Consider the following 17,547-nt stretch of genomic DNA (forward strand, 5'->3'; position numbering starts at 1 on the left):
GGGTCACGCATGTGCCCAGGAAGCCGACCGAATGGCGGTGGGGCAGCCCACCGGTTGCACGAGCACCGGTCGAGTGGTCGCCGACCGCTCGGAAGGTGACCGCTAGGAAGGTGACCGGGCCCGGCGGAGAACGCGCCGTCCGGCAGCGGTGGGATGGGGACGCGGCCCGCCGCGTCGGAAACCCCGCCCCGCCTCGGCCGAGCATGTCGGCCGGACTTCGTCCCGGACCTGTTCCACCGTGCTGTGCCCCAGCCGCTCACGAGTCCTCCCCGGCACCGTGCTGCTCGCTGTCGCCCCGCCTCCGCGGCCGGCCGTCCGCCCGGTCCGCCACTCGCCGTGGCCGGTCCCCGGCCGGTGAGGCACCGGCCGCCGGGCGGCACCCTTGGCTGTTCGAGGTCCCGGGACCTCGACGGCCCGGTCGGCCGCCGCCGATCGCGGCCGGTCGGGGCCTGCGGCGACGCCGAGCGCCAGGCGCCAAGGGCGGGGTGTCCGGCGTGTGGGAACCGGTCGTCTTCGGGCCGGCCGGTTCCCGGGCGGAACCGGGCACCGTCAGGCCGTCCTCCGGCAGTGGCCTGCCGGAGTCGATCGGCCGCTCCGTGTCGGCCGGGCCGTGGTCCGTGCGCTCGGCGCGCAGACAGCGCCGGACGGATTCCGGATCCAGTCCTTCATTGCATGCCTGGTGGAGAAGGCGGGCGAACAGATAGTCGGGATCGGCGCCGAGCGCCATGGCGAGCGCTTCCCGTGCCTCCAGTTCGTCGCCCATGGACCAGGCGACCCATCCCGCGAGGGTGAGGGGTGCCGCTGCGTGCTCGCGGTAGGGGCCGACGCAGCGACGGGCCAGTGCCCGCCACAGGCACAGCGCCGGGGCGGCCTCGTCGCCCTCCATCCACTGCGCGGCGCGGTCACGGGTGGTGCGGTCCTGCAGGCCGAGAATCAGCGTGGCGGCCTCGTCGTTCTCGAGGAGTCCGTCGTCGCGCAGGTCCGACGGACGCGTGCCCGACACGGGGAAGGCCGCCGCGAACCGGTCTTTGATCCGCCGGGCCAGTGCGAGGACCTCCTCGGCCACCTCGGCTCGGCTGTCGTCCTCCAGGATCCTCGGTACGAGAGCCATGCTGGCCGTGTCCAGCGCCACCTCCTGGCCCAGCGCGGCGGTGGACTCCCAGGGAAGAAACCTGGCTGTCAGGTCCTTCAGGGATCCGCGCACCTGAAGGCCCGCGTACGTCGCGGCGGCGGCAAGGACGGACGTGCCCGGCAGCCCCATCGAGGTGCCTTCCGCCGGGCAGCATCCCTGACCTGGGCAGGTGTAGGTCCAGAAACGGCCGTCGGAGATGCATAGTGCCTCGATCACCGGAACGTCGAGACGTCCGCAGGCCGTCCGCAGCAGCTGTGCGAGCGGGCGCAGACGTTCCATCACGTCCCGTCCCGATTCGCCGTTCCCGTTCTCAGGGGGTCATGGTCCTGTGGCGTGACGTCGGGGGATGTCTCCTCGTTGGGAGCCGGGAGCCGGTTCTCAGGGGGTGTCGCTCTGTGGCTGGTCGTTGCTGAAGTCACAGAGCCAGAGGTGAGAAGTGCGAGCATTTCCAGTACGGATGCCGTCCGGGACGCGCTACTGGACGGTCATCGATGACCGCATGGAGGTGGTATGTCCGGCGGACCGGTGGCTTCGCCATCTGCGCTTCGGCCAGAACCGTGCGGAGCTGACCACGAAGGCTTACGCCGGTGATGCCGCCCTGTACCTCTCCTGGTGCTTGCGGACGGGGCGACGGTGGCAGGAGGCGGCGCAGGACCTGGGCCTGTTCATGGTGTGGCTGAAGTACACCCCGATCGAGCCCGACGGCAGCATCGGCACGGTGCGGATGGGGCCGGGAGCCGAGCCGGTGCGCGGTGAGCGCCGGATCAACCGGATCCTGACCGGGGTCCGGGGGTTTCTCGCGCACGCGATCCGCGACGGCGCGGCGCCCGACTGGGTGCTGGGCGTGATCTACGAGCTCGCCGACACCCGGAGCCTGCCGCAGGAGGCGCGGGGTGAAGGGACCGGGCTGGCCTACCGTCTGAAGGCCCGCCATCGTCTCCAGGAGCCGGTGTCGGAGGTGGACCGGACCAGCGACGAGCAGGTGGTGGCGATGTTTCGGGCGTGCCGCAACGCCCGGGACCGCCTGATCGTGCTCCTGCTCGCCCGGGTTGGGCTGCGCCGCGGCCAAGTGGCGGGACTGCGCCGGGAGGACTGCCACCTCTTGATGGACTCACGCGTGCTGGGTTGCGCGTCGGAGGGTGCACACCTGCACGTGGTGCGCCGGGAGAACTCGAACGGTGCGTGGTCGAAGTCGCGGCGCCGGTGGGTGCAGCCGGTGGACTTCCTGGTGGTCCAGGCCTTCGACCAGTACGGGGCCGAACGCCACGAGCGGCTCGGCGCGGGCGGCAGCGACTTCCTGCTGGTGAACCTGTTCCGCGCCCCGCTGGGATCACCGGTCACCCCCGGCGCGATCGGCGACCTCGTCGAGGCCCTCGCCCGCCGGGCCGGCCTGGAAGGGCCGGTCGCGCCGCACCGGATGCGGCACGGGTTCGCGAGCAACGTGGCGGATGCCGGCGGCACCCTGGACGAGATCCAGGCGCTGCTGGGCCAGAACCACCCGGCCTCCGCCCAGCCGTACCTGCACCCGGCACCCACCCGCCTGCGGGAAGCGGTTGAGCGGGTCGCCAGCCCGCGTGAGCTGACCGCCGAGGGCACCCGGTGACCGCCGCCCTGCTGGCCCGGACCGGCACCGGGAGCGGTGATCCGATCGCCGCCGCGCTGTGGCTGGCGGTCGAGAAGTGCTTCCTGGACCTGCTGGGCTGGGACCCGGAGGTTCGCGTGCTCCACTTCCCCCGGGAGCACCCCCAGCTCGGTACCCGCGCCTGCATCAATCCAGGATGCGACAGGGGCAGTACCTACGCGTGCGGCCTGTGTTCGGGCTGCCGGCCGCGCTGGAAGCGCAGCGGTCTGCCTATCGATGAGTACCTGAAAACGGCCCAGGCCAGGCAAGTCCGTTACGTCGGCGACGGACAGTGCGTCGTGCCGAACTGTCCGCGGGCGTGGCGGTCGTCGCAGAAGCAGCTGTGCGCCGCTCACCACTACCGGCGGATCACCGTACTGAAGTTGTCATTGGAGGACTTCCTCGCCCATCCCGAGACCGGGCCATTGCCGTCGTTCGGGCTGTGCGAGACCGTTGCGTGTGTGCGGCAGCGGGCCGGAGAAAGGTCGCCGTACTGCATGGCCCACGACTGCCGCCTGCGGGAGTTGCGGCGGCGGTACGGCACGGTCGACGAGGAACACTGGCGGCGCACCGCCGCGCCCATCGACGTGGGCCGGGAAGTAAACCTGCGGGGACTGCCGGAGCGCGTCGTCGCGGAGGTCGTCCTCGGCCTCCAGCAGCGCGTGCGCGACGGCGCGCGCACCTGCTACTACAAGTTCCGCCCTTTCTGCGACCTGCTGCGCGAGCGCCAGGTCACCGCGGTCGAGGACCTTCCCGTCGAAGGCCTGAGCAGCCTGAACCGCCAGCTGCGTACCACGATCGTCCGGGGCTGCGAACGCGCCCGGATGTCCCCAGAGAGCGAGCGCCGCAAGGACGTCTGGGACCTGCTCGCCTTCGGGCAGACCGGCTGGCTGCACTTCGCCAGGATCAGCCAGCCCTGGCTGCGGGAGGCCGCCAAGCACTGGGCGCTGGACGACATGCCGCGCCGCCGCGGCAGCAACGTCGGCACCGCCATCCAGGCCCACGTCCGCGCCCTGAACCGCCTGTCGGAGAGCCTGCGGCTGCAGCGCCCCGACCGGGGAGAGCACCTCGGACTCCTGGGCCGCGACGACATCGTCGCCTACCTCAACCGTATGGCCTACCTCGAACAGCAGGGTGAGGTCACGCTCAAGACCCGGCGGGAGCAGTGCGTCGACTTGCGCCGGATGCTGGCGCGGATGCGGGCAATGGGCCTGACCCGCCCGAACAAGCTTCTACACGGGCTCGCGGACGACTTCGCGCTTGGTGTGGACGACGTTCCGGCCGTCCCGGATGAGGACGAGGTCGGGCACGACCTGCCCATCGAGGTCATGCAGGCCCTGTGTGCGCATCTGCCGTGGCTGGAGCAGGGACACGAGCGCGAGATCCGGCTCGCTGTCGAGCTGGCCATCGATACGGGACGCCGCCCGGTGGAGATCTGCCAGCTCGCCTTCGGCTGCCTGGAGCGCGACGGGGCGGGCAAGCCGGTGCTGGTCTACGACAACTTCAAGTCCCACCGCTACGGTCGGCGCCTGCCGATCGCCGAGGCGACGGCCGGCCTGATCACCGCCCAGCAGGACCGTGTGCGCGCCAAGTACCCGAACACCCCGACCGGCCGACTGATGCTCCTGCCGACGTCCTACCGCTGCCTGGACGGCACCCGCCCCATCAGCGTCCCGCGCCTGCAGTCCCTGCACCGGGCTTGGGTCGAGAACCTGCCGCAACTACGGATGCCGACCAAGGTCGAAGTCGACGGGCAGCCTGTCACACACCTGCTGGAGTTCGACAAGAGCAAGATCTTCCTCTACGCCTACCGCCACACCTATGCCCAGCGCCACGCCGACGCCGGTGTTCCCCCGGATGTCCTGCAGCAGCTCATGGACCACGAGGAGGCCGTCACCACGCAGCAGTACTACCGGGTCGGGGAACAACGGCGCCGCGAGGCCGTCGAACGGGTTATCGCCATGCAGTTCGACCGCCACGGCACCCGGATCTGGCGCACCGCGAAGGCCCTGCTCGACACCGAGCGCCTGCGCCGAGCCGTCGGCGAGGTCGCCGTCCCGTACGGGCTGTGCAGCGAACCCTCCAACGTCGCCGCGGGCGGCCACGACTGCCCGGTCCGCTTCCGCTGCGTGGGCTGCGGCCACTTCAGCACCGACGTCTCCTACCTCCCGGACCTGGAGGCCTACCTCGCCGACCTGCTGCGCAACCGCGAGCGCCTGGCAGCCGTGATCGACGCCGACGCCTGGGCGAAGGCAGAGGCGATGCCCTCCGACGAGGAGATCCGCCGCGTGCGCCGTCTGATCGGCCGGGTGAAGGACTCCGTCGACGCGCTCTCCAAACAGGAGCGCACCGAAATCGAGCAGGCCACCGCGGTGGTGCGAGGGGCCCGCAACAACGTCGTCCACCTCGGACTGCCCTCCGTGCGCCAGCCACTCGTCGACTTCCGACCGGACAGGACCTCATGACCACCACAGCCATGGCCGACGGCCGCCAGGCGGACTCCGCACGCCGCCGCCAGCGCGTCATCAACGCCGTCGCCGCCGCCGTTAAAGTCGGCACGCCCATCACCGTCTCCGGCATCGCTCGCCAGGCAGGCGTCGACCGCGCGTTCCTCTACCGCCACAAGGACCTGCTCGCCCAGGTCCATGCCGCCGAAACCGAGCCGCGGGCCGGCACCGCAGGCCCCCAGGTTACCCGCGCCTCGCTCCAGGCCGACCTGGCTAACGCCCAGGACCGCGCCGCCCGCCTCACCGCAAGAATCCGCAACCTGGAGAACAAACTCTCCGAACTCCTCGGCGAACAGGCGTGGAGGGACTCCGGACTCGGCGGCCCCGACGACATCGACCAGCTCAAGCGCCGCATCACCGCGCTCGAACAGCACACCGTCGACCTCACCGGCCAGTTGGAGGAACGCAACCAGGAGCTTGAGGCCGCACGGGCCGCCAACCGGCAACTGATCAGCCGGCTCAACACCGGCCACTGACTTCCGACGATGCATGACGTGTTCCCTATTAGATTGGCATGTTGATGCTGATCTAACGGGGGCGGCCTAGTGTCCTGCGCCTGAAGTTCCTAGGTAGTTCTGGTTGAGCTGCGGACGATCAACACGCCCCGGTCGGCGACCAAAGTTCGGCCGCCGAGACGAGGCAGATCTACCGACGGATTACTGGCGCGGGACACTAAAGGTTGTCCCGTAATGGATCTTGTTGTCGATGCGGATGCTGACGGCCCTGGTAGGTCCCTCTCGGTTATCCGTTGAGGGTGAGGTTGTGCAGACGTGCGATGCCGCGCATGGCGTGGTGGACGCCGTCGCCTTTGAGGCGGCAGTCGCGGAGGATCTTCCAGCTCTTCATGCGGGCGAAGGTGTGCTCGACGCGGGCTCGAACTCGCTTGTGTGAGCGGTTGTGTTCCTCTTTCCAGGCCGGAAGTTCCTCGCCCTTCGTCCTGCGGTGCGGGATGACGAGCCCGGTTCCCTGGTAGCCACCGTCCGCGACGGTCATGGTGTGGCCCACAGCATCCTTGGCTCCAGATTCCTCCCAGCCCCGGGAGTCGTGCCGATTTCCGGGCAGATGCCGGCCGACGATGACGACCAAGCGGGTGTCGGCGTCGATGACCACCTGATGAGCCGTGGAATAGCGGTAGTTCTTCGACTGCTCGGCGATCGAGCGGTCCCGGGTGGGCACCAGGGTGCCATCCACGATGAGCACGGTGTCCTTACGGAACCGCTCGCGGGACCGAAGTGCGAGCCTCGGGCCGAGATCATCGATGATCCGGCAGGCCGCCGACTTGGAGACACCGAACAGCGGAGCCAGCTGACGCAAAGTCAAGTTTGTGCGCCAGTAGGCCGTGACCAAGAGGAGGCGATCCTCCAGTGGTAGACCCCACGGCCGTCCACGCCGCGGCTCCTTGGCGACTTCGCGACGCACCGCGGTCACCAGCCTGCTGAAGCAGCGTGGGCTCAGCCCGGTGAACGGGGCTATCCAGGACGTCTCCACCGCCGTGATCACACCAGCCATCCGGAGATCATTTCAATTGCTGACGGCCCCCCCGTTATCTTCTTCGCGGTCCTGCAAGAGGACCGCTGGCCTCCGGGCCCGGCATGACTGTTCCCCCCTGTCGAGCGGATGACCTGGGGGGTGGTGTCACCGGGCCCGAGGGGTGCCGTGGGAGACGCTGATGAGAGGTCCGACTACCGCCTGGCCGGGCGCAATGCCCGGCAACTCGCGGCGGCAGGTCTGCATAACGTGGATGCGCGCGTACGGCGCCATCGCCCTGACCAGCACCGCACGAGCCCTGTTCGGGAGGATAGGTTGTACGACATCGACGACGTGGGCGTCTTCCTCGGCCTGGACGTCGGCAAGAGTGCGCATCACGGGCACGGGCTCACCCCGGCCGGCAAGAAGGTCTTCGACAAGCAGCTGCCCAACAGCGAGCCGAAGTTGCGGGCCGTCTTCGACAAGCTGGCCGCGAAGTTTGGCACCGTGCTGGTCGTCGTGGACCAGCCCGCCTCGATCGGAGCCCTGCCGCTGACGGTCGCCCGGGACACCGGCTGCAAGGTCGCCTACCTGCCCGGGCTTGCCATGCGGCGGATCGCCGATCTCTACCCGGGCGAGGCGAAGACCGACGCGAAGGACGCCGCGGTGATCGCGGACGCAGCCCGCACCATGCCGCACACCCTGCGCTCGCTGGAGTTGACCGACGAGATCACCGCCGAGCTGACCGTTCTGGTCGGCTTCGACCAGGACCTTGCGGCCGAGGCCACCCGCACCTCCAACCGGATACGCGGCCTGCTCACCCAGTTCCACCCCAGCCTGGAGCGCGTCCTCGGGCCGCGCCTGGACCATCAGGCCGTGACCTGGCTGCTGGAACGCCACGGATCTCCGGCCTCCCTGCGCAAAGCCGGACGCCGCAGGCTGGTTGATCTGATCCGGCCCAAGGCCCCGCGCATGGCTCAGCGGCTGATCGACGACGTCTTCGACGCGCTCGACGAGCAGACCGTCGTGGTCCCGGGCACCGGCACCCTCGACGTCGTGATCCCGTCGCTGGCCCGCTCGCTCGCGGCCGTTCACGAACAGCGCCGAGCTCTGGAAGCGCAGATCGGGCGCTTGCTGGAGGCTCACCCTCTTTCCACGGTCCTGACCTCGATCCCGGGGGTCGCGGTCAGGACCGCCGCCACCTTGCTGGTCACCGTCGGCGACGGCACCAGCTTCCCCACCGCCGCTCACCTGGCCTCCTACGCCGGCCTCGCCCCGACGACGAAGTCGTCGGGGACCTCGATACACGGCGAACACGCGCCCAGAGGCGGCAATCGGCAGCTCAAGCGCGCAATGTTCCTGTCCGCGTTCGCCGCACTGCACGATCCCGCCTCCCGCACCTACTACGACAAATGCCGAGCCCGCGGAAAGACCCACACCCAGGCCCTTCTCCGCCTTGCCCGTCAGCGGATCAACGTGCTCTTCGCGATGCTCCGCGACGGCACCTTCTACGAACCCAGAACCCCACGCCACATGGGACTCTCCAGTTAGCCGATGAGCCGAGCCGGAGTACCCATGACACTTGCAGAACTGATCAGCCAACTGACTGAGAAGGACGACGGTCTGACCGTATTCGCCAGCGAGCCCTGGACTGCGCAGAGCGACGCGATGGCTGTCGCCAACCGGGAAGGCACCGGCCAGCCAGATGCAGAGGGCCGCACCTACCTCTTGGAAACCGCCCTGATCCACGACGTCCTGGACACCTGGCGCGCACACCATGACGGGGCCATTCCTTCCCCGCAACAGGCATGCGAGGCAGTCGTCTACTACGCCGAGAACGACACATACCTATACCCGGACGAAGATCTGCCCTGATCAACCCGCCCCGGACTCGCACTCGTAGTCAGCCCGCCTTCACGTCGTCCAAGGCTGCGAAATTTCCGCACAGGACCCTCCCTACTTGACCAAAGACATAGAGGCACCCCCCCATCGGCGATCCTGGGCGCCCAGCAAGGAGGGTGGTCGAGATGGGGCTGATGCTCTTCCCAGGTGACGACGACGTGACAAGTCCAGACGCCTCCTGGTCCTACACCGGCTTCGGGATGTTCAGGGAGTGGCTGGCCCAGACCGAGGGGTTCGCGCTCGCCGAGATGGACGGCTTCGGCGGAGACCGCGACTGGTCCAGCGTCTCCACCACGCTGGAGCCACTCCTCAACCATCCAGACGACGATGGCCCCGACCTCACGCCCGCTCAATGCGCGGCCATGCTGCCCCGTCTGGAAGCAACAATCCTCGATCACCGTCTGCCGGACCCCAGCGACCCTGTCCTGCGACGGCGCATCAAAGACGTCAGTCAGTTGGTCACCGTCCTGCGGTCCTGCGTGGACAAGAACGTCGACCTCATCTTCGGCTGATCAGGGAGCACGTCGCGACCCACCGCCGAGGGAGGGCAGCGGCTCGCAGTTACGGGACAACCTTTAGTGCCAGAGTGGCGTGTCTTTTGGGTACCACGAGCTCCTGTGAAGATCCCGTTACGGTTGCCCGTGATGGCTGAGTGGAACGACCTCGCCGAGCGGGAAGCCTTGGCCGGGGTACGGCCAGGGGATCCAATTCTGCTCACGCCGGATTACCGGGTCGATGAGTTGATCGGTCTCTACGTACGAAGCGCTCCGTTCTCGAGGTACACCCGCGAGACCAAGCGCAACTACACCACCGATCTGTGTCTTTTCTTCAACTTCCTCTGGCGGCGCGGCAAGCTCTGGACCCAGGCCGTGACGTCCGACGTCGAGGACTACCAGTACTGGCGCCAGGAGGCAGCCGCGAATCCGCGGCGTGTCGGCGGTGCGAAGTGGGACCGCGAGCTCGCTGCAATGTAGATGTGCCAAGAGCGGGTCAACTGAAGCCATCTGGTGAGCGGTTGTCGGACCGGGTCGCGGTCGGGGTGCTGACACAGGCGTTTCCTCCGTCACTGGTGGATGAGGTGCTGGCAGAGACGGGCCGAGTGCAGCAGCGGAACCGGCTGTTGCCGGCCCGGCTGGTGGTCTACTTCGTGCTGGCGATGTGCCTGTTCTCGGGGCAGAGCTATGAGGAGGTCGCGCGGCTGCTGACCCCGGGGCTACGGGGTGCGAGGTGTTGGCGCACATCGTGGGTGGTGCTGAGTACGGCGGCGATCTGGAAAGCCAGGTCCCGGCTGGGGGCGGCGCCGTTGCGGCAACTGTTTGCGCGGGTGTGCTGTCCGGTTGCCACACCGGATACTCAGGGCGCTTTCTATCGCGGCTGGCGGCTGACCGCGATCGACGGCACCACGTTCGATCTGCCCGACACGAAGGCGAACGTGGAGGTGTTCGGCCGTCCGCCCCGCTCCGGGCGCGGCGAGCAGGACGTCGGCTGCCCGCAGTTGCGCATGGTCGGCCTCGTGGAGTGCGGCACCCATGCCGTCTTCGGCGCTGCGGCCGGAGCTCTGCGCACCGGAAAGCAGGCTCTGGCCCGGGCGGTCCTGGTGTCTGTGCGGCCGGGCATGCTGCTGCTGGCCGACCGCGGCTTTTACGGCGTGGACCTGTGGCACACAGCCGCGGCGACGGGGGCGGACCTGCTGTGGCGGGTCCGTAAAGACCTCGTGCCGCCGGCAATACCGGTGACTTAACGACTGCCGAGAAGCCTGCCCGTCGACGTTTCCGCACGTCAGGACCCCGAAAAAGACGCTAAGTCACTGGTATTGATGCTAGGCTCACCGCCTAGTGGCGGCCGTGTGCGCCCGCTTCCGAGCCGATCTGCACCCACGCTGCGAACGGCAACGAGGACAAGGGTCTTGGACTCGCACGAACTGAACGTCCGCACTGGTCTTCCAAATCGCAGTGGGGGCGTGGGAACCTGCTGGCAGGACTAGCGATGACGAAAGACAGGCAGCGGAAGCAGGCTATCCGACAGAGGGTGGCCGAGACCGGCGAATCTTACGCTGAAGCTCGACGCCACGTACTAAACCTGGATAATCAAGGCACTTCTGACTTTATCGCACTGTGCGGCTCTTGCGGCGGCACGGTGGAGCCAGAAACCGGCATGGTGTGGATCAGCTCGGACGAACACCAAGCTGCACGCGAAGCCTATGAACAGTGGACTCTGGACCGATTTGATCGGTCTCGCGAGTTGGAAGCGCTGGGTGACGCTGCGACCATCCACGACCAGGTCCGTCTCGAGAGCTTTGGCTCCCCAGGCGCCCCATGGCCCGCGCAGTGGCAAGTCCATCACTACGCTTGCTGGTACAAGCTCGACAGCCTTGATACCCGTTGGGTGGCCAACGGAGTTGGCATTCCCTACAAAATCGGGACCGAACGCATCCGTACCTACGCCGACCTGGTGTGGTGGAGCGCCCATTTCGAGCGCAAGGAATTCGTTCGTGAAACCGACTGGTCACTGCTCCTGAACGAGGCCCACGGAGAGGTCTTCGATCGCGACTGGAACGCCCACCCTCGCCGATTTCGGCCTGTCCGTGGCCCCTACGCTCAAGACAGAGTGATGAACAAATAGGCTTGCGGCTAGGTGGATAGATGGCACCGGTTCCCGCCCAGGGAAGCGGGAACCGGTGCCATCTGCCTGTTCGAAATTCGCCGTCATGGCCCATCCTGTATTTCGCTGCGAGTGAATCACTTTATCGGTGCGTGAGGCGGGGTCGGACCACCCCCGAACGGACGCACGATAAACCGCTCGTCTGCACGAATACGGGGTGGGAGTTGTCAGACCCCGCTGTCACCATCCGGCCATGGCCCAGATCAGCCCCAAGCTCGCCCTCACCTTCTTCGCGGACATCTCCGCCGGCTCCCCTGTTCCGCTGGACCCGGACGACCTCCTGCACATGGCTCTTGTGCGCCGTCACGGCCATGTCGTCTTTGGCGACATCGCGGTGCGCTGCTTCAAGAACAAGTCGAAGTGGACGTACGACGAACGCGAGATTCGCCGCGCGGCCCAGACGTTCGCGGACTTCCGCCTGGACGCCGACGACGTCGTGGAGATGCACCTGCCCGCCTACTTCGACGCCGCGGACGGCGACGACCAGGGCATGGGGTACCGCGGGCCGGCCGCCTGGCGGCCCCAGATCGCGTCATGGCTGTTCTGGGAGGCCCGCCGCAAGCATCAGGAGGCACTGCCCTACGAAGAGTGGAACGACAGCTGGAGACGTCTCGGGGCCAGCGGGCTGCCTGGCACGCTGACATGGGACGAGTTCGTCGCGGCACGCAGCGGGGCCAGGCACCGGCAGAACATCGCCAACACCCGGCCGCTGGATCTGATGATCCACTCCGGCGGCAGCCTGTTTCTGCCGAGGGCCTACGCTGAGCTCCTGGACCGCTGGGAGCAGGTGGAGGAAGACCTGGTCGGCCGGGCCCGGACGTGCTCCCGCTGCAGCGCGCAGGGCCCTCGCTGGGGCGGCTGGCGCACGCAGGCTCCGCTCGGCTACGTCACCCTGTGTCCGCCGTGCTCGGGTGCCACCTTCCAGCGGTACACCGGACATCTGCGCGGCGTGCTGTACGACTCGCGCCGCATGCGCAGCATCCGTGCCGACGACTACCTGTGCCGGCTGTGTGCCGAGACCCGGGCGGCGGCGTGGGATCACTGCCACGACCACGGCTATCTGCGCGGGCCTTTGTGTGGCAGCTGCAACACCCTCGAGGGCAAGAGCTCCCCACGCCACTTCCTCAAGGACAAGGAGGGGGCCGCCCTGCACCTCCTGGAGTGCCGGGGCTGCCTGGAAGGGCTGACTCTGCCCGGCCGGTACCACGTCGCCCTCGTCCAGAAGCATCTGGAGGTGAGCGAGCGCCACCGCCACCGCAGCCGGCCATGCCGATACCGGCCGTGGGCCCGGCACGTGGAACTCGCCCACGGGGCACACCGCTTCGAGCTGGAATGCTGGCAGCACAGCACGACGTGGACGAAGGAGGTCACGGTGCCCGACACTCTGGCGCTCGTACGGGACTTCGTCGACCAGGCGCTCGCCGCACGACCAGGCACTGTGACCGTGCCTGCGCAAGCGGCGTCGGACACACAAGCGCGTGCATGAGCATCTGACCTCCCGCGGATACGCGAGTGAGGTCCCGCACCGGAGCAGCAGCGTGGTGCGGGGCCGGAGGCGGCCCCGGGACATCGTGTGGCACCGTGACGCCTCGCCAGGACCCTCACCCTGAAAAGAATCCAGGCTGTTCGGCCGACTCACCGTGCGTGGGGGGAAATATGGGGTCTCTTAGGGTGCCAGGAGGGGCATGAACCATGATCTCGTGGTGGCGGCGCTCGGTGCCGCTGGTGGCCTGGTCGTCTCGGTCTCAGCTCCGGGGTGACTGAGGGTCTGACGCGTCGCTGGAAGCCCGGGCACAAGGGGCTGCTGATCGGGCAGAGTTGCAGGCGCAGGCAGATGAGCTGCTCGCGGCCGTGCTCTCACTGAAAGCGGCGGGCGGTGTGAACGATCACCTCATGGGCGGCTGGAGGCCGCGACTGACCATGCTTTTGCACGCGGTGACACAGGGAGCTGCAGAGTGGGCGCGGTCCAATCAGGATCAGGCCTTTAACCGGAGTCTCGCCGGGATCGGAAGGACTTCCGAGGTGATCAGTCAGTGGGATCGGGAGAGTGCACTCTCGGCGGCAGGGCTGGTCGCGCCGCTCAGCCGCCTGGGAGCTGCTGTCGCACCGTTGGCGAGACGGCCAGAGCAGGCGCTCGCCGAGGCAACGGGAGACGTGTTCGATGCGGTAACCGCCAACTACAAGGACGACGAAGGGGTGGGGCGGGCGCTGGCGGCGTTCCACGCCGCGCTGCTGCCGGTCCTAGACCCGTCCGCTCTGCCCCGGCGCCGGCTTTTCCGGCGCCGGGGCACCAGCAGCTAGCGGCGGGTTCGAGCAACAGGATGGGGTAGATCGCATGGCCGTAATCAAATCAGTTAGGTTCAGTCGGGATCGACACGCACTCATCTTGGCCGACGGCCAGTCTCGTCGCGGATTCGATACTGATGACTTCCTCCTCTACCTCGATGATCTTCAGGGAATGCGCCCTAGTGAGTTGAAAGAGGCATTGAGGCAGGTGCTGGGTGGTGGCGACGTCGTAGTTAATGTCACTCGTGATGATTCAGTTGACTGGGAGTATTCCGATAGAGAGCCTGTTTCATTCAGGCTTTCTGCAGGACAAATGGTTGTCTCAGTCAGTCACGCCTCTGACGAATATGATATCGATGAGGATGTGGCAACCGATGTATTCGTGCCCGTCCTGACTCCTTACCTGCAGCGCTGCAGGACGTCGGTGGAGTCTGTCGCGTGGGACCCTGATTACACTCATCCAACTGTCTGGAATATCGAGATATCTTGTTCAACGCGTGGACGAGACTTGGCCGATTTCTTTAAGGTCGGCGAAGGTGCTCTAGCTCTGTTGAAAGCTTTTGAGAGCGGAGAGCTGACCCGCGATACAACTCTCAATCTTCTTCGTTCTGGCCATGGGAAGGTTTTGATCGGGCAGGAGGAAGGGCCGTGGCTCGACGTAAAAAGGGACCACTACGATCTGCAGTCTCCTTCGGGAAAGATTTCCATCGCGCAGGCCGTCGCCCGATTTGCTAATGCTGAACACGGCGGGATCGTTGTGGTCGGTATGCGGGGCAAAAAAGTCCCCGGTGGCGAGATCATCAGTAGTATCTGCCCCGTGCCGGTGGATGGCCGGACCCTCCGCAATTATCAGACCGCACTCGAACAGCACTTGTATCCACCGCCGGACCATCTCGACATTGAGATGGTGTCAGTTGAGGGAGGGAATTTGGTGGTTTTGCACATCCCGCCTCAGCCTGAGGAGCACAAGCCGTTTCTTGTTCACGGAGCAATCGTGGACGGGAAGGTCGAAGGTGCTTTCATCAGCATCGTGCGGCGTCGCGGTGAGTCATCGATCCCGATCACTGCTCCCGCCGTGCACGCTACTTTGGCGGCAGGCCGGGCGCTTCTTCGGCGAGGTGAACTACCCAAAGCCCTGGAATGACCACCGTTTAGACCGTCCTATGAGGTGAGGCGGACGTATCGCTTGTAGCAGCACAGTGCGGCTGCGAGCCCGAGGAAGGCCAGGTAGCTTCGGGGGTTTCGCTCGTAGCGGGGGCTGAGTCGGCGGTAGCCGGACAGCCACGACATGGTGCGCTCGATCACCCAACGGTGGCGTCCCAAATGCTTGCTGGATTCGAGGCCCTTGCGGGCGATACGTACGCCGATCCTCTTGCCGCAGACCCATTTGCGTAGATCGGGCTGGTCGTATGCCTAATAGGCGCTGTGGGTTGGCCGTTGAGCCAGTCCTGGCAGGGGCTGGGTGCGACGTCTGGTCTGTATGCAGCGCCTGGAGCGCTTCGACAAGAGGGACGCAGACCCAGCCTCTGCCGATTCGAATTCGGTCGGCGTACCGTGCCGTGGTTCGAGCCGTTCCCAGGGCCACCTCCCGATCAGCCGGAGCCGTGGAGCTCTCCACAAGAGCGAGGCCCCTGGGCTCAGCTGGGGCCACGGACGGCTGATGGGGTGGTGCGCCGGCGAGCGCTTCTATTAGGTGGCCGGGTGGTCCCGTCTCGGCTCGAAGCCGAGGGACAGCGAAGGCTCGAGAGGAGCGCACGTTGCACGTGACCTGCGGAATCGACTGGGCGGAGGACCACCACGACGTGGCGGTGGTCGACTCCGACGCCCGACTGCTCGGCAAGCTCAGGATCAGTGACGACACGGCCGGCTTCCAGGACCTGCTGCAGTTGCTCGCCGAGCACGGCGACAGCCCGGACGATCCGATCCCGATCGCGATCGAGACCTCCCGCGGACTCCTGGTGGCCTGCCTGCGGGCTTCCGGCCGCCGGGTCTACGCCATCAATCCGATGGCTGTGGCCCGCTATCGCGACCGCCATGTCGTCTCCCGCAAAAAGTCCGACCACCACGACGCCCTGGTCCTGGCGAACATCCTGCGGACCGACGCCGAGCAGCATCGGGCGCTGCCGAACGACTCCGATCTGGCCAGGGCGATTGCCGTTCTGGCTCGAGCTCAGCAGGACGCGGTCTGGGACCGCACGCGAGCCCACAATCGGCTCCGATCTCATCTCCGTGAGTACTACCCGGCGATCCTTGAGGCGTTTGCGGACAAACGCGAGCGTCTGCTTGCCCGAGAGGCCCGCGCGATCCTGGCGGTTGCGCCGACTCCGGCGGAGGCTGCCCGCCTCACCCGCAGCCGACTGAGAGCCGCCGTCACAAGGGCCGGCCGCCAGCGTCGGATCGATACCGAGACCGACCGACTCCTCGGAGTGCTCCGCGAGACACGGCTTCGCCAACCGGCTCTGGTGGAAACGGCGATGGGGCGTCAGACACTCGCACTGCTCGCCCAGCTCGACGCGGCATGCCGGGCCTGCGAGGACCTCGCTCGTGACACCGAGGAACTCTTTCTTCAGCATCCCGACGCGGAGATCATCACAAGTTTCCCCGGCCTTTCCGTGCTCACTGGCGCCCGGATGCTCGCTGAGATAGGTGACGACCGCACCAGGTTCGCGACGGGCCGGGACCTCAAGGCTTATGCCGGAAGCGCTCCGGTGACCCGTGAATCCGGCAAAAGCAGACGCGTCAGCCATCGGCGGATCAAGAACAGCCGCCTGGCAGCGACCGGACGGCACTGGGCGTTCGCCGCCCTCACCGCCTCACCCGGGGCCCATGCCCACTACAACCGCCGAAGAGACACCGGTGATCGCTACCACGCAGCCCTCCGACGCCTGTTCAACCGCATGCTCGGCCAACTGCATCACTGCTTGACGACCCGCCAGAAGTTCGACGAAACGATCGCCTTCACCGTCATCTCACGGACACCGCCAGCAGCTGCTGCTTGACCCGATAGCTGCATGGGGTGTCTTGTCGACGTGGAGCTTGCGAGGCTTGTAACGCCGGCCTCGATCGGGGTCGTGTTTCGCTTAGAGCCCGGCGATCATGGGCTTGAGCCCCTGGCTCTCGTGGGTGTTGCCACCTGAGACACCGACCACGAGAGACAGTTCCGACCGGTCGGACAGGACATGCATCCTGGAACCCGGCTTACCCTGGTCCACGGGGCTCGGACCTGCGAGTTCGCCCCCTTTTGCCCTCACGTGGGCGGTGTCGGGGACCATGCGGGAGAGATCGATTAGGTCTTTGACGGCAAGTTTGTCGAGCACGGCCCGGTGCAACCGGCCCCACACCCCGGCACGGGACCAGATCAAGAACCGGCGATGGGCGGGTCGACTTCGAGATGCCGAAGCGGGGGGCGGTAGAGCCCGCCAGGCGCAGTCGCTGACCAGAACGTAGACGATGGCCGCGAACAGCTTCGCATCAGGTATGTCCTGCGTCCCGCCGTCCTGCGGCCGCACCTTCGACGGCGGGATCAACGGCTTCGCGATCTCCCACAGTCCGTCCGGAACAAGCCAACTCCACGTGCCCCGCCCCATATCGAAGTCAACGACGCCTAACCACATAGGACACCGCCTTAGCGAGGTACGCCTTGAGCGGGTGCTCCGTAGCGACTCCAGCATGGTGAACGGCGAAGTCGTGGCTCGCGGGGCCCTCGGCAAGGCCGCCAGTGCGGCATTCATCTATCTGCGGGATGAACGCTTCAACTGCTCTGCATCCATGGCCGGAACAATATGACTGCTGGACCGTCAACACTCGGGTTTTCTCCAGTGTCCGCTGTGCGGCTCAGTTGGAGGGTGGGGTCGATCATGGAGCTGTGCGGCGCATCGAGCCCGGTTGCCTCCGGACTGTATCCAGATGGTGGCCGTTCGGACTGATCCCCAAGGGCTCTGCGAGAACCGCCGTCGGCAGTTGAGGGAGAG

Annotated in this window: 14 protein-coding genes and 3 pseudogenes; 13 read left to right on the plus strand and 4 right to left on the minus strand. The window is 67.0% G+C overall.

Annotation, left to right across the window (positions count from 1 at the left end; genetic code table 11):
* Positions 1-256: 256 nt before the first annotated feature.
* Positions 257-1,444: pseudogene (locus OG780_RS11410) on the minus strand (DUF4192 domain-containing protein); the annotation flags it as partial.
* A 124-nt stretch (positions 1,445-1,568) separates the two neighbouring features.
* On the opposite strand from OG780_RS11410, the gene OG780_RS11415 reads away from it, so the two are divergent.
* Genes OG780_RS11415 through OG780_RS11425 form a run of 3 tightly spaced genes read left to right on the plus strand, consistent with a single transcriptional unit; the run spans position 1,569 to position 5,736 of the window.
* A complete protein-coding gene (locus OG780_RS11415) occupies positions 1,569-2,735 on the plus strand; it encodes a tyrosine-type recombinase/integrase (RefSeq protein ID WP_328447258.1) in 1,167 nt (388 codons plus the stop codon).
* The gene (locus tag OG780_RS11420) at positions 2,732-5,218 is read left to right on the plus strand and encodes a tyrosine-type recombinase/integrase (RefSeq protein WP_328447260.1); all 2,487 of its coding nucleotides are present in this window, start codon (positions 2,732-2,734) and stop codon (positions 5,216-5,218) included. The genes OG780_RS11415 and OG780_RS11420 overlap by 4 nt, the downstream gene beginning before the upstream one ends.
* Complete coding sequence (locus OG780_RS11425; RefSeq protein ID WP_328447262.1) at positions 5,215-5,736, plus strand: DUF6262 family protein; 522 nt, start codon at positions 5,215-5,217, stop codon at positions 5,734-5,736. Before OG780_RS11420 ends, OG780_RS11425 begins: the two co-directional genes overlap by 4 nt.
* Before the next feature lie 265 nt (positions 5,737-6,001).
* Here the strand turns inward: OG780_RS11425 and OG780_RS11430 are convergent, their stop codons facing one another.
* Positions 6,002-6,769: a transposase gene (locus OG780_RS11430; RefSeq protein ID WP_328447264.1), complete on the minus strand. Its 768-nt coding sequence runs from the start codon at positions 6,767-6,769 to the stop codon at positions 6,002-6,004.
* 294 nt (positions 6,770-7,063) lie between these two features.
* Between OG780_RS11430 and OG780_RS11435 the strand changes: the two genes are divergently transcribed.
* The 9 genes from OG780_RS11435 (at position 7,064) to OG780_RS11475 (ending at position 14,720) form a co-directional block, all read left to right on the plus strand.
* On the plus strand, positions 7,064-8,278 hold the full coding sequence (locus OG780_RS11435) for an IS110 family transposase (RefSeq protein ID WP_328447266.1): 1,215 nt from the start codon (positions 7,064-7,066) through the stop codon (positions 8,276-8,278).
* Positions 8,279-8,302: 24 nt separating this feature from the next.
* Positions 8,303-8,602 carry a hypothetical protein gene (locus tag OG780_RS11440; RefSeq protein ID WP_328447268.1) on the plus strand — a complete coding sequence of 100 codons (300 nt, stop codon included), beginning with the start codon at positions 8,303-8,305 and terminating at the stop codon, positions 8,600-8,602.
* A gap of 152 nt (positions 8,603-8,754) precedes the next feature.
* The gene (locus OG780_RS11445) at positions 8,755-9,141 is read left to right on the plus strand and encodes a hypothetical protein (protein WP_328447271.1); all 387 of its coding nucleotides are present in this window, start codon (positions 8,755-8,757) and stop codon (positions 9,139-9,141) included.
* 132 nt (positions 9,142-9,273) lie between these two features.
* Positions 9,274-9,603 (plus strand): hypothetical protein, encoded by a 330-nt coding sequence (locus tag OG780_RS11450; protein ID WP_328447273.1) that lies wholly within the window; start codon positions 9,274-9,276, stop codon positions 9,601-9,603.
* A 41-nt stretch (positions 9,604-9,644) separates the two neighbouring features.
* A complete protein-coding gene (locus OG780_RS11455) occupies positions 9,645-10,370 on the plus strand; it encodes an IS4 family transposase (RefSeq protein WP_328447275.1) in 726 nt (241 codons plus the stop codon).
* Positions 10,371-10,657: 287 nt separating this feature from the next.
* Positions 10,658-11,251 (plus strand): hypothetical protein, encoded by a 594-nt coding sequence (locus OG780_RS11460; protein ID WP_328447277.1) that lies wholly within the window; start codon positions 10,658-10,660, stop codon positions 11,249-11,251.
* A gap of 232 nt (positions 11,252-11,483) precedes the next feature.
* Positions 11,484-12,776, plus strand: coding sequence for an endonuclease domain-containing protein (locus tag OG780_RS11465; RefSeq protein ID WP_328447279.1), 1,293 nt, complete (start codon positions 11,484-11,486; stop codon positions 12,774-12,776).
* A 668-nt stretch (positions 12,777-13,444) separates the two neighbouring features.
* A complete protein-coding gene (locus OG780_RS11470; RefSeq protein ID WP_328447281.1) occupies positions 13,445-13,591 on the plus strand; it encodes a hypothetical protein in 147 nt (48 codons plus the stop codon).
* 85 nt (positions 13,592-13,676) lie between these two features.
* Complete coding sequence (locus OG780_RS11475; RefSeq protein ID WP_328447283.1) at positions 13,677-14,720, plus strand: ATP-binding protein; 1,044 nt, start codon at positions 13,677-13,679, stop codon at positions 14,718-14,720.
* 17 nt (positions 14,721-14,737) lie between these two features.
* Here OG780_RS11475 and OG780_RS11480 read toward each other — a convergent pair.
* A pseudogene (locus OG780_RS11480) lies at positions 14,738-14,989 on the minus strand (transposase); the annotation flags it as partial.
* A gap of 344 nt (positions 14,990-15,333) precedes the next feature.
* Here OG780_RS11480 and OG780_RS11485 point away from each other — a divergent pair.
* The gene (locus OG780_RS11485; RefSeq protein WP_328444927.1) at positions 15,334-16,575 is read left to right on the plus strand and encodes an IS110 family transposase; all 1,242 of its coding nucleotides are present in this window, start codon (positions 15,334-15,336) and stop codon (positions 16,573-16,575) included.
* Between the two features lie 21 nt (positions 16,576-16,596).
* Here OG780_RS11485 and OG780_RS11490 read toward each other — a convergent pair.
* Positions 16,597-17,163 (minus strand): annotated as a pseudogene (locus tag OG780_RS11490) (transposase); the annotation flags it as partial.
* Positions 17,164-17,547 lie beyond the last annotated feature (384 nt).

The organism is Streptomyces sp. NBC_00386, from assembly GCF_036063235.1.
In the GTDB taxonomy this organism is placed as follows: Bacteria; Actinomycetota; Actinomycetes; order Streptomycetales; family Streptomycetaceae; genus Streptomyces.